The sequence below is a fragment of the Thermodesulfobacteriota bacterium genome, assembly GCA_034189135.1.
GTDB lineage: Bacteria > Desulfobacterota > Desulfobacteria > Desulfobacterales > JAUWMJ01 > JAUWMJ01.
Map to the genome: position 1 here is coordinate 1 of JAXHVO010000012.1, position 23,800 is coordinate 23,800.

The following is a 23,800-nucleotide window of genomic DNA, read 5'->3' on the forward strand; positions in this document are numbered from 1 at the left end:
CGAGCATATTCATAACTTCTTTTTCAGCACTATGCGGCACATCCTCGATTACATGCAGGATAACTATACCCGCGTTATAACGGGCGGCGATATCGGCGGCATAGCTAAAAGCATAACGCGCATTTTCAGAAAGATCCGTCGTAAAGAGTATTTTCTTGATTTCCGGAATCATTTTTTAACCTCCTGAGTTTTATTATATTAAAGCAGCATTGCCGCAAGCAAGTGAAATCGAGTTACTTTTCCATCTATAAGAACATACTAATTGTAATGCAACAAATCTGGAAAAAGCCATTTCAAACAAAGAACAAGGTCTGTGCATCTTTGAAATTATGAATAATTTCAGATTCCACGGATCGAAATTATCTAATTGCCAGTCGAATACATGAATCCAGACGGATGGTTTCACCGTTTAAAACCGGATTTTCAATAATATGCTTAGCCAGAAGAGCAAATTCAGACGGTTTACCCAGACGTTTAGGAAAGGGGATGTTTGCCTCTATGGATTTCATTGCTTCTTCAGGAATTTGTGCCATCATGGGAGTTTCAAACAGTCCAGGCGCAATGGTTAATACCCTGATCCCAAAACTTGAAAACTCACGAGCTATTGGAAGGGTCATTCCAACAATTCCACCCTTAGATGCACTATATGCTGCCTGGCCAATTTGCCCTTCAAAGGCGGCAATGGATGCAGTATTTATAATAACACCTTTTTCACCATCTTCATTAGGCTCGTTATTTAACATTTGTTCAGCGGAGAGACGAAGGACATTCATTGTGCCCACGAGATTAACCTGAATGATTTTATTGAACAGGTTAAGGGGCATGGGACCCTCTTTAGAAAGAACCCTTGCCGGCATACCAATACCGGCACAGTTGACGGTAAAATGAATCCCCCCAAAGGCTTCGATTGTTTTTGCGATGGCGGCCTTTACGCTATTTTCATCGGGAACATCTGTTTTACAGAAAATAACCGAATCACCGAGTTCAGACGCAACTTTGCCGCCCCTATCTTCATCAAAATCAAAAATGGCAACCTTTGCACCATTGGCTGTGAATTCACGAACACATGCCTCACCAAGACCTGAGGCTCCTCCTGTAACAACTGCCGTACATTCCTTAATATCCATTATAATATCTCCTTTTAGAAATTTTAGAAAAACCAACAGAATTTATCTGTCAACACCCTTATGAATAACCACTAAGTGCTGGAAGAATTTGCAACATATAATTTCCTATTTACTTAAAAAGACCGGAAGTTATAAAATCTTCAATATCTTCCTCGGAATAACCCAATTTTAGGAGAACCTCTCTGTTATCGGTCCCCGCCGGCTGCCCTGCTCCAGAGTAGTGCAAAGGAGTTTCGGAAAATCTAATGGGAGTCCCAATCTGGCGGACAGAACCACCATCCGGAAGTTTGACATCAACAACCAGTCCCCTGTGATTAACATGGGGATCATTAAAAGCCTCGGAAAGTGTCAAAACAGGTTCCACACAGGCATCAACATCTTTGAAGATCTCTTCCCATTCTTGCCTGGTCTTTGCTTTGATTATTCTACGAACTTTCGTTTTAACCTGGTCAATTTCTTTCGGCATCACACCGCCTTCAATCAGATCCGGGCATCCAATAGTGTTGCAGAAGGCGGAAAAGAACTTTGGCTCCAGCCCTCCAAAACTAATGTATTTACCATCTTTTGTCTCGTAAAAATCATAAAGACTGCCACCGTTTAAAAGTTCTCCTTCCCTTGCCGGGTCAATACCCTTTACCAAGGCACCCGCTCCTGCCATGGCATTGAACGGCACAACACCATCCATCATTGAAATATCAATATGTTGTCCATTGCCTGTATTGTTTCGGCAAAGCACTGCAGCAAGGATACCGATAATCACGTTATTTGAACCTGATGCCACGTCGGCAATCTGCATACCTGTAAGAACAGGACCGTCGGCTTTTGTCCCTGAATAAGACATCAGGCCTGAACGGGCAAGATAATTAATGTCATGACCGGCTCTTTTAGAATAAGGGCCTGTTTGGCCATAACCTGTAAGCGAACAGTAAATAAGCCCTGGATTTATTTTTTTAAGATGTTCATATCCCAAACCCAAATCATCCATAACACCCGGTCTGAATTGCTCCAAGAGAATATCGTACTCGGAGATTAGCTCTTTTACAATCGTGACTGCCCGGGGTTTCTTAAGATTAAGAGCAATGGATCGTTTTCCCCGTCCCAGCCAGGCAAGATTTGCCGAAATCTCTGTACCGGGAAGAAAAGGCGGCATCAGAGCCGCAAGATCCGGTCGTGATCCGGATACGACTCTCAAGATATCCGCCCCAAGATCACTAAGAACCAGTGTAGCGTATGGCCCTGGTAAAAGCGTTGAAAAATCAAGAACTTTTAAATACTCCAAAGGTCCTGATTGCATAATAATCTCCTTTTTATTAAAAATTATTTTAAAAAATCTCCTTAATGAACTTCACACTCACTGTTTTTTTCCTGCTAAATACCTGCCAATGATAAGCCTCTGAACCTCGGATGTTCCTTCCACTATTTGAAGAAGCTTTACGCTTTTATATATACGCGATACAGGATATTCTTCCATATACCCGTAACCGCCGTGAATCTGGACCGCATCACTTGCCACTTTTTCTGCCATCTCACTTGCATAAAGCTTGGCGCAGGTGGCTTCAAATGTGTGCTTTTTCCCATGATCCTTGAGCCAGGCAGCTTTGAGATATTCGTTTCTGGCAAGCTCGATGGAAAGTGCCATATCGGCGATCATAAATTGAATACTCTGAAACTCATAAATCGGCTTGCCGAATTGTTTTCTACCCATGGAATATTTCATGGATTCATCAAGGCATGCCTGTGCTGCTCCGACTGCAACGGCGCCAATGCTTATCCTTCCGGTTTCCAGTACAGCCAGATGCTGTGAGAATCCGTGTTCGGGATCACCCAGTAGGTTTTCTTTGGGAATTTTACAATCTTTTAAAATTACTTCATGGGTTGCCGATGCCCGCCATGCCATTTTGTCATATTTTGTGCCCAGTATGAATCCCGGTGCATCTTTTGGAACAATAAACGTTGCTATTACACCATCTTGTATTTTGGCAGCCACCAGAAGAATTGAAGCGTTCTCCAGGCCGATGTTGGTGATAAACTGTTTGGTACCGTTCAGAACCCATTCGTCACCTTTAAGTACTGCCTCAGTACTCAACGAGCCTGCATCTGATCCAGAATCCGGCTCAGTTAAACCAAATGCGCCGATTTCGCGCCCCTCGGCAATGGGTACAAGCCATTTCTTTTTTTGCTCTTCAGTGCCAAACTCAAGAAGCTCCTGTCCCACGACACTTGTAGTGACATCAAGCAAGGCGCCCAGGGTGATATCCGCTCTTGATATCTCTTCAATGCACAGGTGCATACTAACCCAGTCACTGCCCATACCACCGTATTCTTCCGGAAATGGAATTCCCATCAATCCCAGCTCTGCCATTTGTTTCATGATATCATAGGGATATTCTCCGGTTTTTTCTATTTCCTCTGCCCGAGGCGCAATTTCATTTTTTGCAAAATTCCGCACCTCTTTTTGAATCATTTTTTGTTCTTTTGTAAGATTAAAATACATCTCTCTCCTCTACATGGAATAGCCATCGATTTTTAAAGCCCCACAATACTTATACTGATTATGTTCATGGCAGGAAATCCTCCCATATTGTGGGTTAACCCGATTTTTGGATCTTTGATCTGCCTCTCTCCGGCCTTGCCCTGGAGCTGCTTGTACATTTCATACATCATCCGCAAGCCGGAAGCGCCTATAGGATGACCAAAACACTTCAACCCTCCGTCCGGCTGACAGGGAATTTTTCCTTCCAGTTCGTAGAATCCGTCTTTTATATCATCTCCTGCTTTACCCTTGTCTGAGATATGAAGGTTCTCATAGGTTGCTAATTCTGTGATGGAAAAGCAATCATGAACTTCCATCATACTGATCTCTTCCCTTGGATTCTTGATGCCTGCCTCCTCATAAGCCTTGGCAGCGCACTTTTCTGCAGTCATAATATATGATGAATCCCACTTGTTATACATCAACTCCTCTCCGGAACTGATGGAGATCTGCATAGATTTTATTTTCACCGGATCTGGTCTGAAATTTTTTGCCATGTCCGCCCTGCATACAATGGCAGCCGATGCGCCGTCACTGACACCACAACAGTCAAATAGCCCGAGCGGCCATGCAATCATGGGTGCATTCATAATCTGTTCAACACTTACCTCTTTGCGAAGATGAGCCTTGGGATTTTTAAAACCGTTTCTGTGACTTTTTGCAGATATCATTGCCAGAATTTCTTTGCCCTCTTTCGGATCAAGCTTGTATTTTGCAAAATAAGCATTTGCCATCATGGCAAACCCGCCCGGCGCGGTTATATTGGGCATTATAAAGCGGTTCTTGGTACCCAGCTGAGAAGGCATATCCGGCAGCCCGCCAAAACCGGTGTCTTTGAGTTTTTCCACACCTAACGCCAGACAGATGTCATATGCCCCGGATGCCACAGCATAAACAGCTCCCCGCAAGGCTTCTGTCCCTGTAGCACAAAAATTTTCCACCCTTGTTACCGGAATAAAGGGCAGTTTCAGCGCAACACTCAGAGGCAGGGCTGATTTTCCAATATTATTGTCGTCCATACACGAACCCAGCCAGGCAGCATTGATATCTTTTTTCTCGATTCCGGCATCCTGGACGGCCTCCTCAAATGCCTCAACAATCAAATCCTCAGATCCCATATCCCAGCGCTCCCCAAACCTCGTGCATCCCATGCCTACGATTGCGACCTTATCTTTTATTCCTTCCGCCATATTTACATCCTCCATAATAACAGATGTTAGAATTCCGTTATTCGATATTTTGCTGTATTGTTTTATTATATAATGGGAACTGCTTTCCAAAAATATCCGTAAATCCCGAACTGATCGTCTATATATTTTTTCCTAAGACTCATTTCGACTTCCATACCCACATGGATTTCCTCTAATTCAACATCAGTGAGATCAAACCAGAAACGGCCGCCTCCCTCAAAATCTACAATTCCATAAATGGCAGGCGGATTGGGACTAAATGCCAGGTTGTCTCCGGTGTAGGTGGCAAGTTCACCTTTTTTATCCGAAAAGCGATAAGATTCCATCCGGTTGACAGCACCGCAGTCAGGGTTAACACATACCCTCTGTACAGGGTATTGTGGGGTACCGCATTTTTGACATTTAGATCCGCATAATCCCAGTATCTGATCCCGGCTGCGCCATAGTTCAGATAGAGCTGTAAAAGGAGTTTTCTCCCCGCGAATGCCCTTTTCCAAAGACAGCACATTTCTAAAGCTGATCATTTTTTCATAGCTTTTCAGTTCTCTTTTTACATTAAGATACTTTTTAACACCCTTTATGTTTTCACGGATATCATTGATTTTATCTGTGACTCCAAACAGGAGCGCATCACTTCCCGTACCAAAACTTGCAACTGCAATCTTGTCACCTGGTTTTGCCGTTTCAAGCGCTGCTACCAACAGCATAAGCGGATTGCTTGTCCCTGTGTATCCCACGTTGGCCAGCATGGGGTCCTGAACCTGTTCAGGATTAAGACCCAGCTTTTTTGCAATACTTCTATGATCTCCTGCGTAAAGACAGGGATAAGCCGCTTTTGCAAGTTCGTTAACCTTAACACCGTATTTACCAAGCACCCCGGAAATGGCTTCTGAAATAAACGTCTTGTATCCGACGTCACGAATGAACCGGTCTTCCCACTGTCGGTCAAACTTATCGTCATCTGCTCTCCAATGATCTATAAAATCATGGGAAACACTATAGGAACCAATAAAATCGGCAACAACATCTTTGCTGCCAACAAGCAGCGATGCAGCGCCGTCACCAAAGATCTCCTCCTGAGGGCTGCCGGGTTTTCCTGTCCGGCAGTCTGAGGAACAGACCATAATATTTTTGCATGTCTGCGCTGTTACTGCATCAAGTGCAGAGAGCAGGGCAGTAGTTCCAGCCTTAGCTGTATCGGTAAAATCAGCCGTGCGAATTTCCTTCTGAAAATTAAAGGCGGTTGAGAGGATCTGAGCGCTCTGTCTCTCTTTATACGGCAGAGTAGTACTTGCTAAAAACATGGCGTCAACCAGACTGCGTTTAATACCATTCAAACAGTCAACGCCTGAAGACACAGCCATTGTAATACTGTCTTCATCATAATTGACAACAGCTTTTTCTCCCTTCATAAATGTAGCCGGGTTCAGCCATCCCATTGCCTTATAAATTAATTTACGGTCTATCCTGTACTTTGGGATATAAGCGCCATAAGAAACGATTCCAGCCATTTTCCATACCTCCTCGGCCCTGGACACTTTTGCCGGGCATTACCAAAAATTAACTTGTGTAACAAGCTCTTGTTCTTTAAGAGTCTTGCTGATTTTCTTTTTTGAATTTTCCTCTGCCACAGGCTCCACCTGAGAAACCATTAAACCAGTGCTGTTTGCTTTCTCTTTCCATTTAACAATATATCCCGGCACAAGTGCGTATCGGCAGCCGCCCATACCACAGCAGGATGAATCAATGATACCTGTGCCAATGACACAGAGAACAATATTTCCGCAATATTTAAGCCTTAATTCTTTTTCAATGGTATAATGGCCTGATATGCTTTGAATCTCATGCTCATTGTCAGTGGTTTGGTGAATATACTCCACGTCGCCGCACCTTAATATCCTTGCCATTGTTCATCTTCTGAAAAATTGTAAAGTTTGAATATATAGAGCAATAAATAAATTTTCTACCCTCGTCTCAATTGCTAAGGATAGAAAATTGATGAATTCGTAAAAATTAGAAAATAATATTTTGTCTCAGGCATTGTTTATCCGCCAAAGGATATATCGGCAATTTCTACTGCTGCACCGTCTGTTTCTGTTACCGCATCCATTTTTCCAAGAGTTCCGGGGAGAATTGATCGAATAAAATAACGGGCAGTTTGAACCTGACCATCATAAAAAGCGGCATCTTTGTTTTTTTCGATAATTTGAGTTCTTTTTTCTCTATCTGCATCCCCTATGATTTTTGACAGTTCAGGCGCTGCAACGGCTGCTCTCCAGAGCACCATCCATGCCATCATTATTTCACCGGAAATATCCATAAACGGGTTAGCGTGGGAAAATGCAACCATAATCTTGGAAGAAGCGGCAGTCTGACCTAGCTTAAGCGCTGTTTCTGCATATTTATCAACAGCAGCAGCCATCCGTTGTGAAAGTTCCTGCAATTCCGGTATGCTGCCGGCTTGAGCAATGGTTTTTTGAATTTCCTTAATAAGACCCTTAAAAACCTTTCCCTTTTTCATCCCAAGCTTTCTGCCCAGCAGATCCATGCATTGAATTCCTGTTGTTCCCTCGTAAATGGTTGTGATTTTACAATCACGAAAAAGCTGCTCCACTGGAAAATCCTTACAGGCTCCATATCCACCATATACCTGTATGGCCTGAAGACAGACTTCACATGCCCGCTCCGTGGTGTATGCCTTGCATATGGGAGTGAGGAGTTCAATTAAATCTTCCAGATATTCACGCTCCTCTTTGCTTTCTGTGATTTTTATTTTATCCATGCATAAGGCAATATAGTAGTTGAAGCTGCGGTTTGCATCTACCTGTGCTTTCATCCACAAAAGCATACGGCGGACATCAGGATGTTGAATAATGGGCACCTGTGGTGCATCAGGCTCTCTGCTTCGGGTCAAATGCTTACCCTGCAACCGTTCACGGGCATAATTGACCGCATAAAGATAAGCTGTGCTTGCCACCCCCAAGGCCTGGACCGCCACGTTGAGCCGTTCTTCGTTCATCATGTGAAACATGGTCTTTAATCCCTTATTCTCCTCTCCTAAGAGCATACCTCTGCAACAATCTTTACCGCCCAGGGTGAGGCTGCAAGTGGGGCCGCCGTGGAGGCCAATCTTTTCTTCGATTCCAGTACAAACAATGTCATTGGGTTCCCCAGGTGTTCCGTCTTCATTGACCCATATTTTTGGAACAATGAACAGTGAAATACCGGCGCTGCCCTTTGGTGCCCCCTCGATTCTGGCGATAACCGGATTAATAATATTTTCCGTAAGGTCATGTTCTGCACAACTGATAAAAATTTTATTGCCGGAAAGACTATAAGTGCCATCGGCATTTTTTACTGCCCTAGTGGTCAGAGCACCAACGTCAGAGCCTGCCTCGGGTTCAGTAAGAACCATGGTTCCGCCCCACTTCCCTGAATAAATATTATCCAGAAAAAGCTCTTTCTGTTTTTCCGTGCCGAAAATTTCAACCAGCTTGCCTGCTCCGTGCCCAAGCATGAGGAATGCGGCAAGACTTGTGTTGGCGCCGTGAAACATTTCCATAACCGCAGTAGTTATTAGCTGTGGCATTCCCTGACCGTTTACCTTAATATCGTCGGACAGGGCAATCCACTCACCTTCCTTGATAAGTTTGTAAGCACGATGAAAGGATGCAGGAACTTTGACAAATCCATTTTCAAAGGTACATCCTTCCCGGTCGGAGTCAATATTGGTGGGCAGCAATTCTTTGATTGCCAAAGATCTCGCTTCTGCAAGAACCATGTCAAAGGTTTTGCGGTTAAGGTCATTAAACTGTTCACCTTTGGTTAATTGAATCATGTTTAACTGTTCGTGCAGGACAAATTGAACATCTTTTCGATCTGTTAATTGCTGTATCATAATTAATTTATAATTTCTTATGATTTTATATGAAAGTCTCTTAAACAGGCTACAATTACACAATTTGTATTTTATTATTGTGGCTTATGTCTGAGCCATAGCCACTATTTAGAGAGCATCTTCTTTTTTACGGAATGTTATTCTTTCCAGCTTATTTAATCCAAGAAAGAAAATACTGGTCGGGCAGCATCTCCGTTGGAATATTTATCTCCCGGGAATACACGATTTCCCATTTTAACTTCTTTCCCAATAAGCTCTATATTAGCCTTATCCGGATCTATATCGTATAGATTACCCATAATCCAGGGGCCTTCTGCCAATTTTACCAGAACAATAACATAAGGCACTTCATTTCCCCTGTTTTCAGCAGCAATATAAATAGTTGTATATGTCTGAATAGTCCCCGTTCCACTAAGATCAACTACTTCCAAATCAAGGGAGGAACACTCAGGACATCTCATTTGAGGAGGACAAGTTATTTTTCCACATTGTTTACATTTCAGTCCCAGAAGGGTATTTTTTTTTAATGCCTTATTGTATTGCCCGAATGTTAAAGGATATTCCATTATTATTTTCTCCTTATGTTATTCAGTCTTTAAAATTATATTACAAATTATGCCATCTCCACCCAAAGTATCTACAAGGCCGACATTAGCACCTTCAACCTGCCTTCCCTCATCAACAAGATCACCCCGAAGCTGCTTTACTATTTCTACTGTCTGGGATGCTCCTGTAGCTCCTATGGGATGTCCCTTTGACTTGAGCCCACCTGAAATATTAATGGGGATTTTACCTCCAATCCTGCTTTCCTCTCTTTCCCAGAGTTCACCACCCTTCCCAAATTCAGCAAATCCCAGACTCTCGGCGGCTATTATGCTGGCAATGCTGAAACAATCGTGGAGTTCACATACATCAATCTCTTCCGGACCGACTCCGGCCATGTCATATGCCTGTTTTATAGAAATATCCCTGGCTTTTAACCTGGGAATATCTTTATATTGGCTGCTTAACATGCCTGAAGAAGCCTGTCCTGTACCGGCAATATAAACCGGCTTGTCACAAAGATCTTTTGCCTTGTCCTCGGATGCAATGACAAGTGCTGCTGCGCCATCGGAAAAAGGACAACAATCAAGCAGGGTCAATGGAGACGCAACCATAAAACTGTTTTTTACTTGATCCGCAGTGATCTCTTTTTTGAATTGAGCATGGGAATTTTTCATACCATAAAAGTGAGACTGAACTGAAACTAAAGACATCTGCTCCCTGAGTCTTTCAAAAGGGACATTGTATTTTTTTATATACAAATTAGCCAACAGCCCGAAAAAACCGGGAAATGTGAGTCCCGCAGGAAATTCATAACGGGCATCGGTTCCCATGGCAAAAGTCCTTGTTGCCAGGGCGGTGCCCATAGCAGTAGCCTTTTCCGTCCCTCCCACCAGGACAACATCGTAAAACCCGGATGCTACCCACATATAGGCATCACGAATGGCAACTGTAGCCGAAGCACATGCCGCTTCAAAACGGGTAGCCGGAATGTTATGACATCCGAGAGCATCAGCAATATAAGACTGAATCATAATCTGCCCTTCAGAAAAATCACTTAACCCGTTACCGCAATATAAAGCCTGAATATCCTCTGGTTGAACTTTTGCTTCCTCCATGGCATCCGTTGCTGCCTCGCAAAATAGCTCCAACCCTGTTTTCGGGGAATCAAACCCAAAATCAGTGTGTCCTGTACCTATAACTGCTACTTTTCTCATTTTATCTCCTTAAAAATATAAAAAAGCGTATCAAACCAAAACGACTTCCGTCCTTTTAATTCATCCATACAACCAAAATTAATCAAACAATTGACTGCAAGGCCTGTGCCAAACAATAATTATCTTTTTAAATCCGTACCTTAAATTTTATAATGAAATAATCAATGTCCTTCATACAGGACAGTTGTTAGCTTAGCAGGACATGTGTCGTGTATAGAGGGCATACAAAAGAAATGATAAGCGTGGGTGATGGATTGAAGGTCGAAACCCGATAACACGGCTGCAAACATACCAAACTCTCTGGTTTTTAAGGTAGATTACAAAAGCTCTGTTTTTTTGAATAGAGCTCAGTAATGATGGTTTGGGCACCCTTTGAGAACTTATGACTCAAGAGTTAATAATAGCCTGTTTCTCCGATTAGGAACCTCAAGTAAATTTCATAATACTGCGTATTTCATGTTTTCGGAGTTGGGGGCATTACCAGAGCCTCTCCTTCCGCCACCAATTTTTGTTTCTGATTCAAAAATGTCAATTTCATCCTCACCCATTTTTTTTCTTCAAGTTTTTCTTTGACTTCAGCCGTTGCAGTAATGGTGTCCCCAATATAAACGGGTGCTCTGAATCTACTAAACAGTTCAAGTGCCACAGTACCGAGACCAGGAAGCTTTGTTCCCAAAACTGGTGCGATTAAACTCTGCGTGAGTGGGGCATGGGCAATTCGTGATTTAAAGGGAGTCTTACTAGCATATTCTTCATTAATATGCATAGGATTGAAATCACCACATATTCCTGCAAAAAGATAAATATCAGCTTCTGTGATTGTTTTACTGAAAGAGGCATTTTCTCCGATTTCAATATCGTTAAATGATTTTCCTATTTCAAACTGCATATTGCTTAACTCCTTTTACTGATAACAAATTATTGCCTATAATCATTTATGCACTTATGGTATGCTGTTGGAAAGAATCATTCTTCCGTTTTAGGAATACCTTAATCCGCGTTTTATCAGTTCATTACCAATCACAATTCGACGGATTTCAGAGGTTCCCGCACCGATTTCATATAGCTTGGCATCTCTGTAAAAACGATTGATTGGATAATCCAGTGTATATCCGTATCCTCCATGTATCTGAAGTGATTGATTAACCGCCCTGGAAACAGTTTCTGCTGTGAAAAGGATTGCCGCTGCTGCCACTTTGTGTACTTCGGTGCCTTTTCCTCCGTCCTTGGCTTTTCCGGCCATAACAGCGGCGCGGTAAACCATAAATCTCGCTGCTTCAAGTTCTGTGTACATATCGGCTAATTTTGCTTTGATTAATTGAAAATTACAGATGGGTTCACCAAACTGGTGCCGCTGTTTTGAATATTGCAGTGCAAGTTCCAATGCTGCTTCACCTATTCCAAGAGCCATGGCTGCAACTACTGCTCGTTCTACATCCAGTCCTCTCATCATCACTTTAATTCCTTCATTAATTTTCCCAAGAACATTTTCTTCCGGAACAAAACAGTCATTAAAAACCAGTTCGCCTGTGGGCGAACCCCTGTGTCCAATTTTTTCCAATTTTCCTGAAACGGAAAAACCTGAAAATTCTTTTTCAACAATAAAAGCTGTAATTCCTTTTGCTCCTTTTTCAGGATCAGTCTTGGCATAGACCAAGGCAATATCAGCGATAGGGGCATTCGTGATGAACATTTTACTTCCGTTTAGAATAAATCCATTCCCGTTTTTTACAGCAGTTGTTTTAATTCCAACTGCATCGGATCCCGCATCAGGCTCGGTCAGACCAAGGCACCCTATTAAGTCACCGGAACAAAGCCCCGGCAGATACCGGAGTTTTTGTCCTTCAGTAGCGTTCTTCTCCAGATTATGGGCGCAAAGGTTAACATGGGTACCATAGGAGAGTGCTACGGCAGGGGAAATCCTGCCCATCTGCTCCATTACAAGTGCACTGGTAAAAATATCATATTCAGATCCGCCATAAGCCTCAGGCAGAGTCAATCCCAGCAGCCCAAGATCGCCCATTTTTTTCCATAAATCCTTTGGGAATTTGTCGTCTAAATCAATTTGATCGGCAATGGGTCCTATTTCTTTGACCATAAATTCTCGAACATTTTTCTGAATCATTTTTTGTTCTTTATTTAATTCAAAATCCATAAGTAATCTCCGGCACCCTTATGACTCACGAGTCAAGTAAACCAGGCTTTGTTTATTCAATAATGACCAACACCTGTTTTGAGGCAACCTTATCATGCTCTGATACTTTAATTTCTTTAACTTTTCCAGCAGTTCTGGTAGGAATTGAATTATTCATCTTCATCGACTCAAGAACAATAACATCTTGATTTTCTGTCACTTTATCGCCAATCTCAACAAGGACTTCTACAACTGTTCCAGGCATTGGTGCAACAATTTCTGTACTCATTTATCTGTTCCTTTTTATTTATATTTTAATTAAAAGTTTTCTAAATGGGATCAAAGGTACGGAGCCAAATCGAGAATAAGGGGTCGGGCTTTTGTTATTGACGTTATCGAGTAAAAAGATGTTCACAACCAGGAACGAAAACGATAATGTTGATAACGAAAGCCCGACCCCACGCAAATCAGACTTGTAAGTTCCGGATCTGCACAAAATTATCTTTTTCCTGTGATTTCAGGATCAAGATCAACAGTTTCAGACCATTCCCTAGGAAATATCTGCCATGGTTCTTCACCACGTTTGGCTTTTTTCTCAGCAAGACCTTTACGTTTATATTCTGGCCTTGGCTTTTTGGGAATTCTTCCGTTTAGAATTGACTCTGATCTTAAACGTCTGCCAATGGTCTTTTCCCAGTTTTTCCCCAGAGCAAGTACCCTGTCAACGTCGATCCCTGTATCAATACTCATTTCATCCATCATTACCAGCATATCCTCAAGGCTTGTCAACCCTACTATATTAGGATCTTTATAATAGTACTCACCCGTTCCCCTTACCGGTGTACGGTCGATAAAATTAGTTGGCTGTCCCCCAATACCGCCCAGGACTCCTTCATGGATATCAACACCTGCCTGCAAAGCTGCCAAGACGTTTGCAAGTCCCCAGCCCCTTGTAACATGAAAATGTGCAATATGAAGGTCTGTGTTTGGGAGCTCATCTATTATCATTGAAAAATAACGGTAAACCTGATCCGGCGGGGCAGAACCGTCATGATCTGCATGTTCGATATCATCTGCACCAATATTCAACCAGTGCTTGGTAAAATCAAGAGCATCTTCAAAACGTGTGGGACCGGAAATCGGGCTTCCCCAGATGGTACTTACTGTGCCAAAAACTCTAATACCAACATCATGACATTTTTCAATACACCTCCGGGCTTCTTCCCAATATTCAGGAAGCGTGGTTCCAGAATTGGCAAAATGATGTTCTTCATCCGTAGAGACCATCATGCCGATACGATCCGGACCCCATCCTTCTTTTTTAGCAGCTACAGCTCTATCCACACCGGTTTCCCGAATGGCTACGGCAGTCAATTCAATATCATCAAAATTAATTCCTCTACGAGATAAACGACGGCTGTCCCGTACACGTTTGAACAGCTCTTCGACATCCCTGAACTGTGGAAGAAAGGCAGGATTTGCCAAATTTGAAATTTCCAATCTCGTAAAACCTGCAAGAATTGCCTCTTCGACATAGTAAACCTTGGCATCAATGGGAATAAAATGTTCCTCATGCTGAAGCCCTTCCCTTACGGATATATCTCCTATACGAACTTTTTTCGGGTAATTTAATTTAAATTTATCATACATAATAAAGACCTTTTAATTTTGTAAAAATTATTTGAGCGTAACCTTTTTGCTTTTTAAAATTTAAAATTTCCAAAATTCGATTCAGTTATCGGACTCAAAAGTGCTATTTCAAAAGCAGTTGCCAGAACATCCCTGGAGTCCTTGAAAGGAATTGTTCCGTCATGGAAAAGCCGGGCTTCTGTGTAAAAAGGATGAGCCTGGAAGTTGTATTTTTCTATCATCATTTCTTCAAATTCTTTAAATTCCTCCTCGCTTTTTTCCTCACCTCGCTTTTTGACATTTGCTCTTTCAAGTGTCGTCAGAATTTTGCCTGCAGTTTCACCGGACATAACTGAAGTACGTCCCCGAATGGTGTTAAAAATAAAGTTTGGATCATAGGCTCTTCCACACATACCATAATTTGCTGCACCGTGATCCGGTCCAATGATCCATTGAATTTTTGGGACATTGGAGCAGGCCGCTGCCCTTACCATGTTCGCACCGTATTTTCCTATACCTGCATATTCTTCCTCGGTACCGACCATATAACCAGGCGAATTTTGGATATAAAGAATCGGTATTTTTTGAGAACTGCACCGTATGACCCATTCTGTCGCCTTTCTGGCAGCATCTACGAAGATTACTCCAATACCGTTGCTGGCAACTACCCCCACAGGAATACCCTTAAGATGCATTTTCCCGCAAACAATATTATCACCCCTTCCTGGATTGTATTCACGTTTATATTCACTGAATTTTCCGTCATCAGCAATACAGCAAAGAACCTCCCGTACTTTGATTCCTGTACGAGTATCCCTTGGCAACACTTCATACAGATGTTCAGCAGGATATTTTGCAGGTTTTGTTTTCCGTCTTTCGATATGCAATTTCTGTTTTGGATCGCTGGACAGCAGTTCTCTCAGCTTTTCAAGACCTTCATCCTGGGTTCTGACAAAATGATCAGCTCCACCGGATATACCTGTATGAACTCCGGCACCGCCAAGATCCTCCATGGTTACTTCCTCACCAATAGCCGATTTAACCATTGGCGGCCCACCCAGAAAAGAATAGGACATCTTATCAATCATGATTGATTCACAGGCAAGATAAACTGTATATGCCCCGCCAGCTGTGTTACCTCCTGTGCTAAGAGTATATTGTTTTAATCCTTTAGCCGACATTCTGCACATATTGAAAAAAAACCTGCCAAACTGACCCTGTCCAGGGAACACACGATCCTGCATGGGCAGAAAACCCCCGGCTGAATCACCAATATAAACACAGGGGACTCCACATTGTTCAGCAATATTCTGTGCCCGCAGGTGTTTTTTACAATTGATGGGATAGTATGCACCAGCCTTTACACGGCTGTCATTGGCTATGATCATTACCCAGTTATCATGAACCTTTCCTAATCCTGTGCACAGTCCTGCTGAAGGCACATCCTTTGTTGACTCGTAATTGATGCCGAAACCTGCTCCTCTGCTCAGTTCTATAAATTTGGTTTCAGGATCAATCAACTGCTTAATCAACTGCCTGACCGGTTTTTTCCCCTGTTTTGCCAGACGGTCTATTTGTTTTTGACCCCCAGGATTATAAGCTTTTTCCCATAACTCATAGATTTTCTTTTCCTCATTAACCCAGTGATTTTTGTTTTTTTCATATTCTGATATTTTTTTTGTCATTGCCTGTACCTCAAATTTTATTAAAAATTAAAAGCTTAATGACCAATGAAGGTCTGAACTTTATTGCACGAACTATTTGACAAGTATCAAACATACTAGGTGCAGGGTGATTAAGACCATAACAGGTTCAAAGAGAGCTTATTTTTTTTGTGACTATAGGTTTTCATTTAAATATAAGTCTATTTACGAACACTCCTCATTTCAAAACCCCGCATAATAACACAATATATAATTTTTATATGTTTAAAAAACATTAAAATATAAATCTCCCTCAAATTTATTCATTGTTTTTTTTGATGGCATTAATAAAAAGAACAGAAAATTCTTCTCCCATCTTTATAAGGTCATAGTTTCTGTTAAAAATAATCCGGGGAATGAGAATATGATCAATGGTTCCAAAAAGAAAATTTCTACAAAGATTAAAGTTAATGTTTTCACTGAAAATATTATCTTTCTGCCCTTTTATTATAAGGTATTTAATTTTTTCAAAGATATTATCTAGTATTTTGTTGCCTTTGGATTTATAAAAATTTTTATTGGTCCTCAGCATAAAGACAAGAATAGTCGAATAATTTTTTTCGTTATTGTAAAACTTAAAAATTTTAGAAATTATCACCTTTATTTTTCTTTCAGGATTATTTTCGCTTATATTACTGTACAGGTCTCCAAGTTTTTTAACAGGTATGTCAATCAAAAGATTCTCTTTATTTTTATAATACTCATAGACTGTGCCCTCACCTACTCCTGCCTTTTTTGCAATTTCCAGCATGCTTGTTCCGCTAAATCCCTTTATTGCAAAAATGGCAGTTGCAGCAATTATGATTTCCTTTTTTCTGACTTCTTTTTTGCTTAACGGCTTTTTTTGTATGTTGTCCGGCTTAACTGAATTCATAACCATCTTGTATATATCTTCGGCCTGATCCAGTGAATTAACTGAGTCCCTTATTATCCAATTTATGGCAATATGGTCAACAGTACCAAGGATGATATCCCGTAAGATGGCCGGAGATGATATGTTGCAAAAGCTTCCATCAGACAAACCCTCTTTAATAATATTGGTTATGATATTGGCATAATTCTGAAGAGATATGTATGCACTTGATTTATAAAATTCTGGATAAGACCTTGTTTCAAGAATTATTTTAATTTCTTTTTTACTTTTCGAATATGACTTGCAGTGAAACCAGATGGCCTTTCTTAATTTGTTTCCAGCACTCTGAATTCCTTCAAGGTGCTCTTCTAATTCTAAACAATTTAAATCCAGATAATTTTTAATTATTGTGAATAGTATTTTTTCCTTGTTTTTAAAGTACGTATATACGCCTGAAGTCCCTATTCCGGCAGATTTTGCAATCTCGGCAACCGTAGCTTCTGCAAAACTTTTTTCTGAAAAAATTCTTATTGCGGATTCAAGAATTTTTTTTCTCTTTTTCTCAGTTTTTTTTGTGATATTCTTCTTAATATTGAATCCTCCTCATAAATATATTAGTTGCTGAGGAGAATTCAAAACACAGTCGAACAATAAAGTCAAGAGGTTTTTTAAAACATGTGCGGTTTGACAGCATCTATGCCATAGATAGCGGACATTCAAAGGGATTAATAACTGCGGGTGGTTATTGAGAAAATTATTTTATTCAGTTTCCTTAAAGACCGACCCTGGACATTTTTGTATAAAGCCATGATCGGCTGATTCCCAGTATTCTTGCAGCCTGGGCTTTATTTCCATCAGTCTTTTTTAAAGCAGCTTGAATGGTAAGCTTTTCGTAATTTTCCCGACTTGATTTAAAAAGTTTTTTTACGGGCATTTGTTTTATTAAATGGGGAGGTTTTTTGTCCTTTTCCCTCAAGTTCGGGGAGAGATCGTTGGGTTCTATGGTACTGCCTTTGACAAAATTGGCAACACGCTCAATGACATTCTCGAGTTCACGTACATTTCCCGGCCATGTGTGGTGAAGCAGGATCTTCATTGCATCGTCTGAAATATCCTGGATACCGGACCCAAGGATATGATTATATTTTTCAACAAAAAAATGAGCCAGAAGGATGATGTCCTGGGGTCGTTCCCGTAGCGGTGGAATATGGAAATGAATAACATTCAATCGATAATAAAGATCCCCCCGAAAACGTTTCTCCTGAACCATTTTGTATAAATCCTGATTGGTAGCGGCAATAACACGGAAGTTGACTCTGATTGTTTCATTAGAACCAACGGGCTCAAAGGATCTATCCTGGAGTACACGCAACAACTTACTCTGTAAACTAGGACTCATGTCTCCTATTTCATCCAAAAAAAGAGTTCCGCCATCTGCCATGGCAAGTTTACCCTGCCTTCCATTTTTTTGAGCACCTGTAAAAGCGCCCGGGGCATAACCGAAAAATTCAGATTCAAGCAGATCGGCGGGAATGGCGGCACAATTTACCTTAACAAGCCGCTTATACCTGCCGACACCAGCTTCATGGATGGATTGTGCCATCAATTCTTTTCCAGTACCGCTCTCTCCTGTGAGTAGGATGCTTGAAGAACCACGGGCCGCAATCTCGGCTCTTTCTTTAATCTTTTTAAATGTTTCATGGGAGGTTATAATCTGATCAAAGGTAATGCTGTTGTTACTGCCATTACGAATCTGGTTTTTATAATAGGCAACTTTTTGATCAAGACCTATTAACTTCCTGGCCAGATTACGGACATCTTTGAAGTCACTAAATAAGATTTTACCCACCGCACCAAGAACCTTACCATCACGCATAATGGGCATTCTTGAAACTACATAGGGTGTCCCACCTATAAACTGCAACTGATGGAGTTCAGCAACACCGGTTTTGGCTACTTCATGCAGACGGGAATCTTTAAAAATTTTATCCACCGGTTTACCAATCATAGTTTCCACAGGTTTGTGAAAAAAATCCGCTGCCGTCTGATTAACCATGGTGATAATACCTTTTTTATCAACGACAATGATTCCATCATAGGCAATTTCCAATACGGATTGGAGGGTATCATAAAGTTTTGTAACACTTTCAAGTTCCGAAGCTATGCAGTCCAGATCAGTCAAATCCTGGAATATTATTATCGCCCCACTGACATTCCCCATATTTATAATGGGTGTAATGTTGCATAACAAACTATGATCTCTATGGGTCGATTTTATGCCTATGGAAACCATACTTTTTGCAAGCACATCTTCAAGTTCAAGTCCCTGGAAACTCAGTGGCACCGGTTTTCCATGAGCTTGGGATGCTGTGATACCGAAAAGTTTTTCAGCTGTTTTATTAATTCTGGTAACCAGTCCCCTGGAATCCACAGCCACAAGACCGTTATGCATGCTATCCAGAATAACCTGCATCTGTTTATTCAATATCGTTTCATTTTCAAACATAGCCATTATCCAGCGCGCTTTGGTAAAGATGCCCACCACCTTTTTCTTGTCATTGAGCACTAGAGCAGTACCCACCCTGCTGTTTTTCACAATTTCAGTGACTTCATCATAGGACATATCTTCACGAAGGGTTACCACATCTTTTTTAATAAAAAAACCATCCACCGGAGTATTTGGCAACTTACCGGCCGCCAAGGCATCATAGAGATTGGCTTTGGTCATTAATCCCATCAATCGACCATCGGCCCCGATGACCGGCAATCCGTCCAATTTATATCGGCGCATGACCAAAGCTGTCCTTTGTAAGTCATCTCCAGGAGATAAAGATTCAAAGGAACGCGTCATGATATTTAAAACAGTTAAATCCTGCATGAAAACCCCTTTAGCTTGAATGTTTTACGTTAGTTTATATTGTACTAAATCGACAATTTGCTGTCGATGTCATTTAATGTTTTGATTTTACAGTTAAGATGATCCATGCAAGCGCTAACAAGAGATATCTATTTTTTACACTTACCTCAGATATGTCTTTTTGGGTAGTTTGATAATAAAACTCAAGACGAATCCTACAGTCAAGACCATTCCTCCAATTAGGAAAGCAACGGAGTAACCACCGGTAACATCGTATATATATTCGGATGAGCTTATGCCGAAGAATTCCGAATTAATCATAATGATGGCAGGAACGGCTCCTTCGTATGTGAAACCGAAAAGCATTGCAATCATATAAAATGCCCACAAACTTTCTGCCCGGATCAAAGAAAACAGCAAGAGCGCCTGGACAATCATGCATAAAGCGAGCATGGCTTTGCTTCCTATTTTATCACAGGCTCTGCCGATAATAATCCTTCCCACTATTCCGCTACCACCTATCAGGGTAATTATAAGCAGCCCGTAGTGGCTCGATCCCAATATCTTCTAAATGTGCCACTAAATGTGTCGTTATAATGGAAATCCCGAGAACCAAAGCAATAAATATGTAAAGCAACAAATGAAATAATGAATCGCGGTCCATATCTGTCGGTTAACCGCCCAGTGATAATGGAAAATATTTCGTGAATTACCATGTAAACAAAGACAACTCCGGTTGTCGCGGCCTTGCTCTAGTCAAGACTCATAGATATAGGTTTTACAAATACTCCAAAGGAATAATATGTGCCATAAAGGATAAATACCAGTAAGAAGCTCGCTATCACAACAATCCAGCTCTGGATGATATTCTTTCTATCCGCTTCTTCAAAAGCAGCATGGCTGAAGCGATTTCTATCTGTGAAAGGCATCTGTGTTTCCTTCCTCTGCAAGGCTTTTTAGTTCATCCCCTCTCGAGTAAATCAAAACCGTACTTAAGGAATTTACTCGGTTCCGGATTTCGTTCGTCACTGTATTTATTTTGTAAAGATTGCCTGTAAGTACAACCGCATCCACTTTCCCCTCAAATACTGCAGCCATGGAATATATCTCTTTGCTGATTTGTTATCCCATGTCTCTCAGCACAAGTTCGGCTTCAGTGTCACCCCGGAGATGCTATCCTCAACGGCGGCAATATCATGGGTACCTAAATACGAATGGATACCACCTTGCCCGAAGAGTTTGTGGGTTATCTCTTTCCGAGTTTCTTGGCCTGATTTTCGGTTTCCTGAAAATTCCTATATATTAATTTTTCTCTCAGGGTTCGCTCAAGAATAAATTTACATTTTAGGGTGCCGAGGCGCCCGCATTACAAGGCGATAGGAGGGCGAATAGCTGTAATTTATACGAGACGATACAGTCGTAGTTCTCCCATCTTTTGGGACGTAATGTTTTTTTCTTTCTCAAGCATTTCCAAATGACCACAGATGCTATATAAACACAAAAAAATATTAGTCGTTGAAAGAGATGGGAATACCTGCTCAGCAATGTCGAAGGGCGTGCTCCATCTACTTTTTCTGCAGCCATTTTGTTTGGAACGAAAAGCCCGCAGAATGTCCTCACGTTGTCTTAGATGGTGAACCAGTATTCGAACAACATGCTTTTTGTGATTTCCAAAACAGGGGCCGTGACCCGGTAAAATTCGTTTTAGCGGCATGGATTTAATCCGCTCAAGTGAAGTTTGATATCTTTCCAAACATCCGCACCCGTTCAAGCTTGCAGAAACAAACGGTTCCGGCAGGGAAATCGGACTTATTTTTTCTAAAAGGGTGTCGCCTGAAAAAAGAAAACCTTGCGCTCGGTCAAAAAGGCAGATGGAACCGGCGGTGTGCCCGGGAGTATGCACCACTTCCAGTTGAAAATCATCAAATCTTAATACTTCATCACCGTTAAGAATATTTTCACGGAACAAGGGGCAGACAAATTTTCGATAACGGCATAACATTGCCTCTATACTGGTTTCGAATAAGTTATCAGGAACGCCGGTGCTAATGAAAAATCGAAAGAACTCTTCCCTTTTTTGATTGATCTGTTCTACAGTCCCTCCGATAATTATATTTCTATCCAGTTCATGCAGATATACATCAGCTCCGCTGATTTCTGTGATTTTCCCAGCCAAGCCCATATGGTCAATATGGCAATGGGTCAGAACAATGCGTCGTATGCCTGAAAGTGATCCGCCCGCTTTTTCTATATCTGAACGTACAACCTGTAGTCCTTTCCGGGTATTAATCCCTGCATCTACAAGGGTTGGAATAGAATCCTTGATATAATAACAATTGGTAACTCTCACAGGCAAGGGTACGGGAATCTCTATACGGTAGATTGTAGTCATCATTTCCCCAATATAGTTTTCCGACGCCAATATCCAGTTGACAGATCTTATATTCCAACAATGCTTCTAAAATCAATTTTCATCCGGCATAGGCACTAGCAAAACCGGCTTTTTAGCTTGTTTTAGAACACTTCGCAATTTTCCGCCCAGCAGCGCCTCCGCCAACATGCTTCGCGAATGATACGCCATAACTATCATATCGCAATTGCTGGTTTCGACTTGACTGATAATCTCCTCCACTACGTTTCCTCTTTTAACGATAATTTCGTCGGTCTCAAATACACCCGTAGTATCCGCAAGCTCGGAATCAGCTTTCCGGCAGAATCTCTCCAGTGCCTGCTTGATCATTACATGCTCTTTTTTTTTCCCAATGAGGATCGAGCGTGCATCCTCCTCATGGCCTTTTCTGAGTTCTTCTGCTTTTTCTGCACCCAGTAAATCGGATAAGAGAGCATCGATATTTTTCGGTGTATCTTCAATTACGTGAAGAATGACTATACCGGCGTCATTGAGGCTGGCGAGTCTGGCTGCATAGTTGAAAGCATAACGGGCGTTCTTTGAAAGATCCGTTGTAAAAAGTATCTTCTTTATATCAGGTACCATTTCGTGCCTCCTCTTTTTCATGTTTATATCGGCTCAAATTCTTTTCGGATATAGTTTCTCGAAGCTTGCTTCATAATAATTGGGTGTATCCTTTTAGAAGATACCATTCCAGAACTACTACGAGGTAGTTCATTGGGCTGGTTGAAAATTATTTTTGCATTGTTTCATGCTGTGCCACAATCAGCTTCATCGAACATTTCTGCGCTTATCTGAGGAACTGATTCTGAATTAATTCCACCAAGATATAAGTATATTCGATAGCTTTGTTGAATTCCATATCAACAACAGTTGAAATAGCTTTTTTCCCTGCCCTTACGGCATACGGATCTTTTTCCGCCAACTGTCTGGCTAAATCCATCGTGCTTTGCGCCAACTTCTCAGGCGAAACAATTTTATTTGATAAACCCATACTTAAGGCTCTGTAAGCGTCGATTCTTCCGCCGGAAAAAAAAAGTTCATTTGCCTCTTTTTTCCCCAACGACTGGATAATGGGGACAATAAGTCCAAACGGGAAAAAGCCCAAATTTATTTCCGGCAAGCCGAATACGGCATTATCCGTTATGATTGCCATATCACTCGCAGCCACAAGTCCAAGCCCAGCTCCCAGTGCATGACCCTGAACCGAACAGATAACAATTTTTTCGTAATTCATTATTGCTTTAAATAAATCGACGACACCTCTACTGTTCTTTTCATCAGTATGCCTTTTATTTTTAACTGACCCTTCCTTTATATCGACACCTGCGCAGAACACTTTGGTTCCGCTACTTCTAATAACTACGACATTAATTTTATCATCCTGTTCTAATTTCTTGAGAAAGCCAAAAAACAAATCGATAGCTTCATGATCTAAAGCATTACTGACCTCGGGTCGATTAATAGTGATAAAGCCTATCTTTTCTTCTTTCTTTAAGACGATTTTCTCGTCCATAGCCGGTTACCCCTTTTCGATTTATTCAGCATAAGAACATGATCTTCATCTTGCGGCGAATTCAAATATTTAACTAGTGCCTGAACGAAAAGTCATGGTTTTACGAGCCAGCCGGTTGGTTATGTTCGTTCATTAAATTACTACCGTTCAAAATGATGGCAGCCAGTAGTAAATCAAATCTTGGCTACCT

The 23,800-nt window shown here is 41.4% G+C and carries 21 protein-coding genes; all 21 read right to left on the minus strand.

The features are described from left to right. Positions 1 to 359: 359 nt before the first annotated feature. Positions 360 to 1,127, minus strand: coding sequence for a 3-hydroxyacyl-CoA dehydrogenase (locus SWH54_01390; protein ID MDY6789896.1), 768 nt, complete (start codon positions 1,125 to 1,127; stop codon positions 360 to 362). 109 nt (positions 1,128 to 1,236) lie between these two features. Next, a complete protein-coding gene (locus tag SWH54_01395) occupies positions 1,237 to 2,421 on the minus strand; it encodes a CaiB/BaiF CoA-transferase family protein (GenBank protein ID MDY6789897.1) in 1,185 nt (394 codons plus the stop codon). 57 nt (positions 2,422 to 2,478) lie between these two features. Then, positions 2,479 to 3,621, minus strand: coding sequence for an acyl-CoA dehydrogenase family protein (locus tag SWH54_01400; protein MDY6789898.1), 1,143 nt, complete (start codon positions 3,619 to 3,621; stop codon positions 2,479 to 2,481). 32 nt (positions 3,622 to 3,653) lie between these two features. Then, complete coding sequence (locus SWH54_01405) at positions 3,654 to 4,850, minus strand: acetyl-CoA acetyltransferase (GenBank protein MDY6789899.1); 1,197 nt, start codon at positions 4,848 to 4,850, stop codon at positions 3,654 to 3,656. Positions 4,851 to 4,915: 65 nt separating this feature from the next. Further along, on the minus strand, positions 4,916 to 6,361 hold the full coding sequence (locus SWH54_01410; GenBank protein ID MDY6789900.1) for an OB-fold domain-containing protein: 1,446 nt from the start codon (positions 6,359 to 6,361) through the stop codon (positions 4,916 to 4,918). 39 nt (positions 6,362 to 6,400) lie between these two features. Beyond that, entirely contained in the window at positions 6,401 to 6,757 is a 357-nt protein-coding gene (locus SWH54_01415) for a hypothetical protein (GenBank protein MDY6789901.1), read from the minus strand. A gap of 137 nt (positions 6,758 to 6,894) precedes the next feature. Then, complete coding sequence (locus SWH54_01420; GenBank protein ID MDY6789902.1) at positions 6,895 to 8,748, minus strand: acyl-CoA dehydrogenase; 1,854 nt, start codon at positions 8,746 to 8,748, stop codon at positions 6,895 to 6,897. 155 nt (positions 8,749 to 8,903) lie between these two features. Continuing rightward, on the minus strand, positions 8,904 to 9,314 hold the full coding sequence (locus SWH54_01425) for a Zn-ribbon domain-containing OB-fold protein (GenBank protein ID MDY6789903.1): 411 nt from the start codon (positions 9,312 to 9,314) through the stop codon (positions 8,904 to 8,906). 18 nt (positions 9,315 to 9,332) lie between these two features. After that, positions 9,333 to 10,508: a thiolase domain-containing protein gene (locus SWH54_01430; protein MDY6789904.1), complete on the minus strand. Its 1,176-nt coding sequence runs from the start codon at positions 10,506 to 10,508 to the stop codon at positions 9,333 to 9,335. Between the two features lie 454 nt (positions 10,509 to 10,962). Continuing rightward, positions 10,963 to 11,397: a MaoC family dehydratase gene (locus SWH54_01435; GenBank protein ID MDY6789905.1), complete on the minus strand. Its 435-nt coding sequence runs from the start codon at positions 11,395 to 11,397 to the stop codon at positions 10,963 to 10,965. A gap of 90 nt (positions 11,398 to 11,487) precedes the next feature. Continuing rightward, a complete protein-coding gene (locus tag SWH54_01440; protein ID MDY6789906.1) occupies positions 11,488 to 12,663 on the minus strand; it encodes an acyl-CoA dehydrogenase family protein in 1,176 nt (391 codons plus the stop codon). A gap of 52 nt (positions 12,664 to 12,715) precedes the next feature. Beyond that, positions 12,716 to 12,931 (minus strand): acetyl-CoA carboxylase biotin carboxyl carrier protein subunit, encoded by a 216-nt coding sequence (locus SWH54_01445; GenBank protein MDY6789907.1) that lies wholly within the window; start codon positions 12,929 to 12,931, stop codon positions 12,716 to 12,718. 209 nt (positions 12,932 to 13,140) lie between these two features. Next, positions 13,141 to 14,292, minus strand: a complete 1,152-nt coding sequence (locus tag SWH54_01450) for a pyruvate carboxyltransferase (protein MDY6789908.1) — start codon at positions 14,290 to 14,292, stop codon at positions 13,141 to 13,143. 53 nt (positions 14,293 to 14,345) lie between these two features. Continuing rightward, the gene (locus SWH54_01455; GenBank protein ID MDY6789909.1) at positions 14,346 to 15,956 is read right to left on the minus strand and encodes a carboxyl transferase domain-containing protein; all 1,611 of its coding nucleotides are present in this window, start codon (positions 15,954 to 15,956) and stop codon (positions 14,346 to 14,348) included. Between the two features lie 277 nt (positions 15,957 to 16,233). Further along, positions 16,234 to 16,854: a TetR/AcrR family transcriptional regulator gene (locus SWH54_01460; GenBank protein ID MDY6789910.1), complete on the minus strand. Its 621-nt coding sequence runs from the start codon at positions 16,852 to 16,854 to the stop codon at positions 16,234 to 16,236. A 745-nt stretch (positions 16,855 to 17,599) separates the two neighbouring features. After that, positions 17,600 to 19,705 (minus strand): sigma 54-interacting transcriptional regulator, encoded by a 2,106-nt coding sequence (locus tag SWH54_01465; GenBank protein MDY6789911.1) that lies wholly within the window; start codon positions 19,703 to 19,705, stop codon positions 17,600 to 17,602. 141 nt (positions 19,706 to 19,846) lie between these two features. After that, the gene (locus SWH54_01470; GenBank protein MDY6789912.1) at positions 19,847 to 20,245 is read right to left on the minus strand and encodes a hypothetical protein; all 399 of its coding nucleotides are present in this window, start codon (positions 20,243 to 20,245) and stop codon (positions 19,847 to 19,849) included. Positions 20,246 to 20,596: 351 nt separating this feature from the next. Next, positions 20,597 to 20,782, minus strand: coding sequence for a hypothetical protein (locus SWH54_01475; GenBank protein ID MDY6789913.1), 186 nt, complete (start codon positions 20,780 to 20,782; stop codon positions 20,597 to 20,599). Positions 20,783 to 21,083: 301 nt separating this feature from the next. After that, on the minus strand, positions 21,084 to 22,079 hold the full coding sequence (locus SWH54_01480) for an MBL fold metallo-hydrolase (protein ID MDY6789914.1): 996 nt from the start codon (positions 22,077 to 22,079) through the stop codon (positions 21,084 to 21,086). Positions 22,080 to 22,148: 69 nt separating this feature from the next. Further along, positions 22,149 to 22,679, minus strand: coding sequence for a universal stress protein (locus SWH54_01485; protein ID MDY6789915.1), 531 nt, complete (start codon positions 22,677 to 22,679; stop codon positions 22,149 to 22,151). A 205-nt stretch (positions 22,680 to 22,884) separates the two neighbouring features. Then, positions 22,885 to 23,610, minus strand: a complete 726-nt coding sequence (locus SWH54_01490) for an enoyl-CoA hydratase/isomerase family protein (protein MDY6789916.1) — start codon at positions 23,608 to 23,610, stop codon at positions 22,885 to 22,887. Positions 23,611 to 23,800: the final 190 nt, after the last annotated feature.

Excerpts from the sequence above, each read along its gene's own strand:
- SWH54_01455 (MDY6789909.1), bottom strand. The coding sequence starts at position 15,956 with ATGACAAAAAAAATATCAGAATATGAAAAAAACAAAAATCACTGGGTT.
- SWH54_01450 (MDY6789908.1), bottom strand. The coding sequence starts at position 14,292 with ATGTATGATAAATTTAAATTAAATTACCCGAAAAAAGTTCGTATAGGA.
- SWH54_01465 (MDY6789911.1), bottom strand. The coding sequence starts at position 19,705 with ATGCAGGATTTAACTGTTTTAAATATCATGACGCGTTCCTTTGAATCT.
- SWH54_01480 (MDY6789914.1), bottom strand. The coding sequence starts at position 22,079 with ATGATGACTACAATCTACCGTATAGAGATTCCCGTACCCTTGCCTGTG.
- SWH54_01405 (MDY6789899.1), bottom strand. The coding sequence starts at position 4,850 with ATGGCGGAAGGAATAAAAGATAAGGTCGCAATCGTAGGCATGGGATGC.
- SWH54_01435 (MDY6789905.1), bottom strand. The coding sequence starts at position 11,397 with ATGCAGTTTGAAATAGGAAAATCATTTAACGATATTGAAATCGGAGAA.
- SWH54_01420 (MDY6789902.1), bottom strand. The coding sequence starts at position 8,748 with ATGATACAGCAATTAACAGATCGAAAAGATGTTCAATTTGTCCTGCAC.
- SWH54_01400 (MDY6789898.1), bottom strand. The coding sequence starts at position 3,621 with ATGTATTTTAATCTTACAAAAGAACAAAAAATGATTCAAAAAGAGGTG.
- SWH54_01440 (MDY6789906.1), bottom strand. The coding sequence starts at position 12,663 with ATGGATTTTGAATTAAATAAAGAACAAAAAATGATTCAGAAAAATGTT.
- SWH54_01445 (MDY6789907.1), bottom strand. The coding sequence starts at position 12,931 with ATGAGTACAGAAATTGTTGCACCAATGCCTGGAACAGTTGTAGAAGTC.
- SWH54_01460 (MDY6789910.1), bottom strand. The coding sequence starts at position 16,854 with ATGGTTATGAATTCAGTTAAGCCGGACAACATACAAAAAAAGCCGTTA.
- SWH54_01415 (MDY6789901.1), bottom strand. The coding sequence starts at position 6,757 with ATGGCAAGGATATTAAGGTGCGGCGACGTGGAGTATATTCACCAAACC.
- SWH54_01395 (MDY6789897.1), bottom strand. The coding sequence starts at position 2,421 with ATGCAATCAGGACCTTTGGAGTATTTAAAAGTTCTTGATTTTTCAACG.
- SWH54_01485 (MDY6789915.1), bottom strand. The coding sequence starts at position 22,679 with ATGGTACCTGATATAAAGAAGATACTTTTTACAACGGATCTTTCAAAG.
- SWH54_01390 (MDY6789896.1), bottom strand. The coding sequence starts at position 1,127 with ATGGATATTAAGGAATGTACGGCAGTTGTTACAGGAGGAGCCTCAGGT.
- SWH54_01490 (MDY6789916.1), bottom strand. The coding sequence starts at position 23,610 with ATGGACGAGAAAATCGTCTTAAAGAAAGAAGAAAAGATAGGCTTTATC.
- SWH54_01430 (MDY6789904.1), bottom strand. The coding sequence starts at position 10,508 with ATGAGAAAAGTAGCAGTTATAGGTACAGGACACACTGATTTTGGGTTT.
- SWH54_01425 (MDY6789903.1), bottom strand. The coding sequence starts at position 9,314 with ATGGAATATCCTTTAACATTCGGGCAATACAATAAGGCATTAAAAAAA.
- SWH54_01410 (MDY6789900.1), bottom strand. The coding sequence starts at position 6,361 with ATGGCTGGAATCGTTTCTTATGGCGCTTATATCCCAAAGTACAGGATA.
- SWH54_01475 (MDY6789913.1), bottom strand. The coding sequence starts at position 20,782 with ATGGCTGCAGTATTTGAGGGGAAAGTGGATGCGGTTGTACTTACAGGC.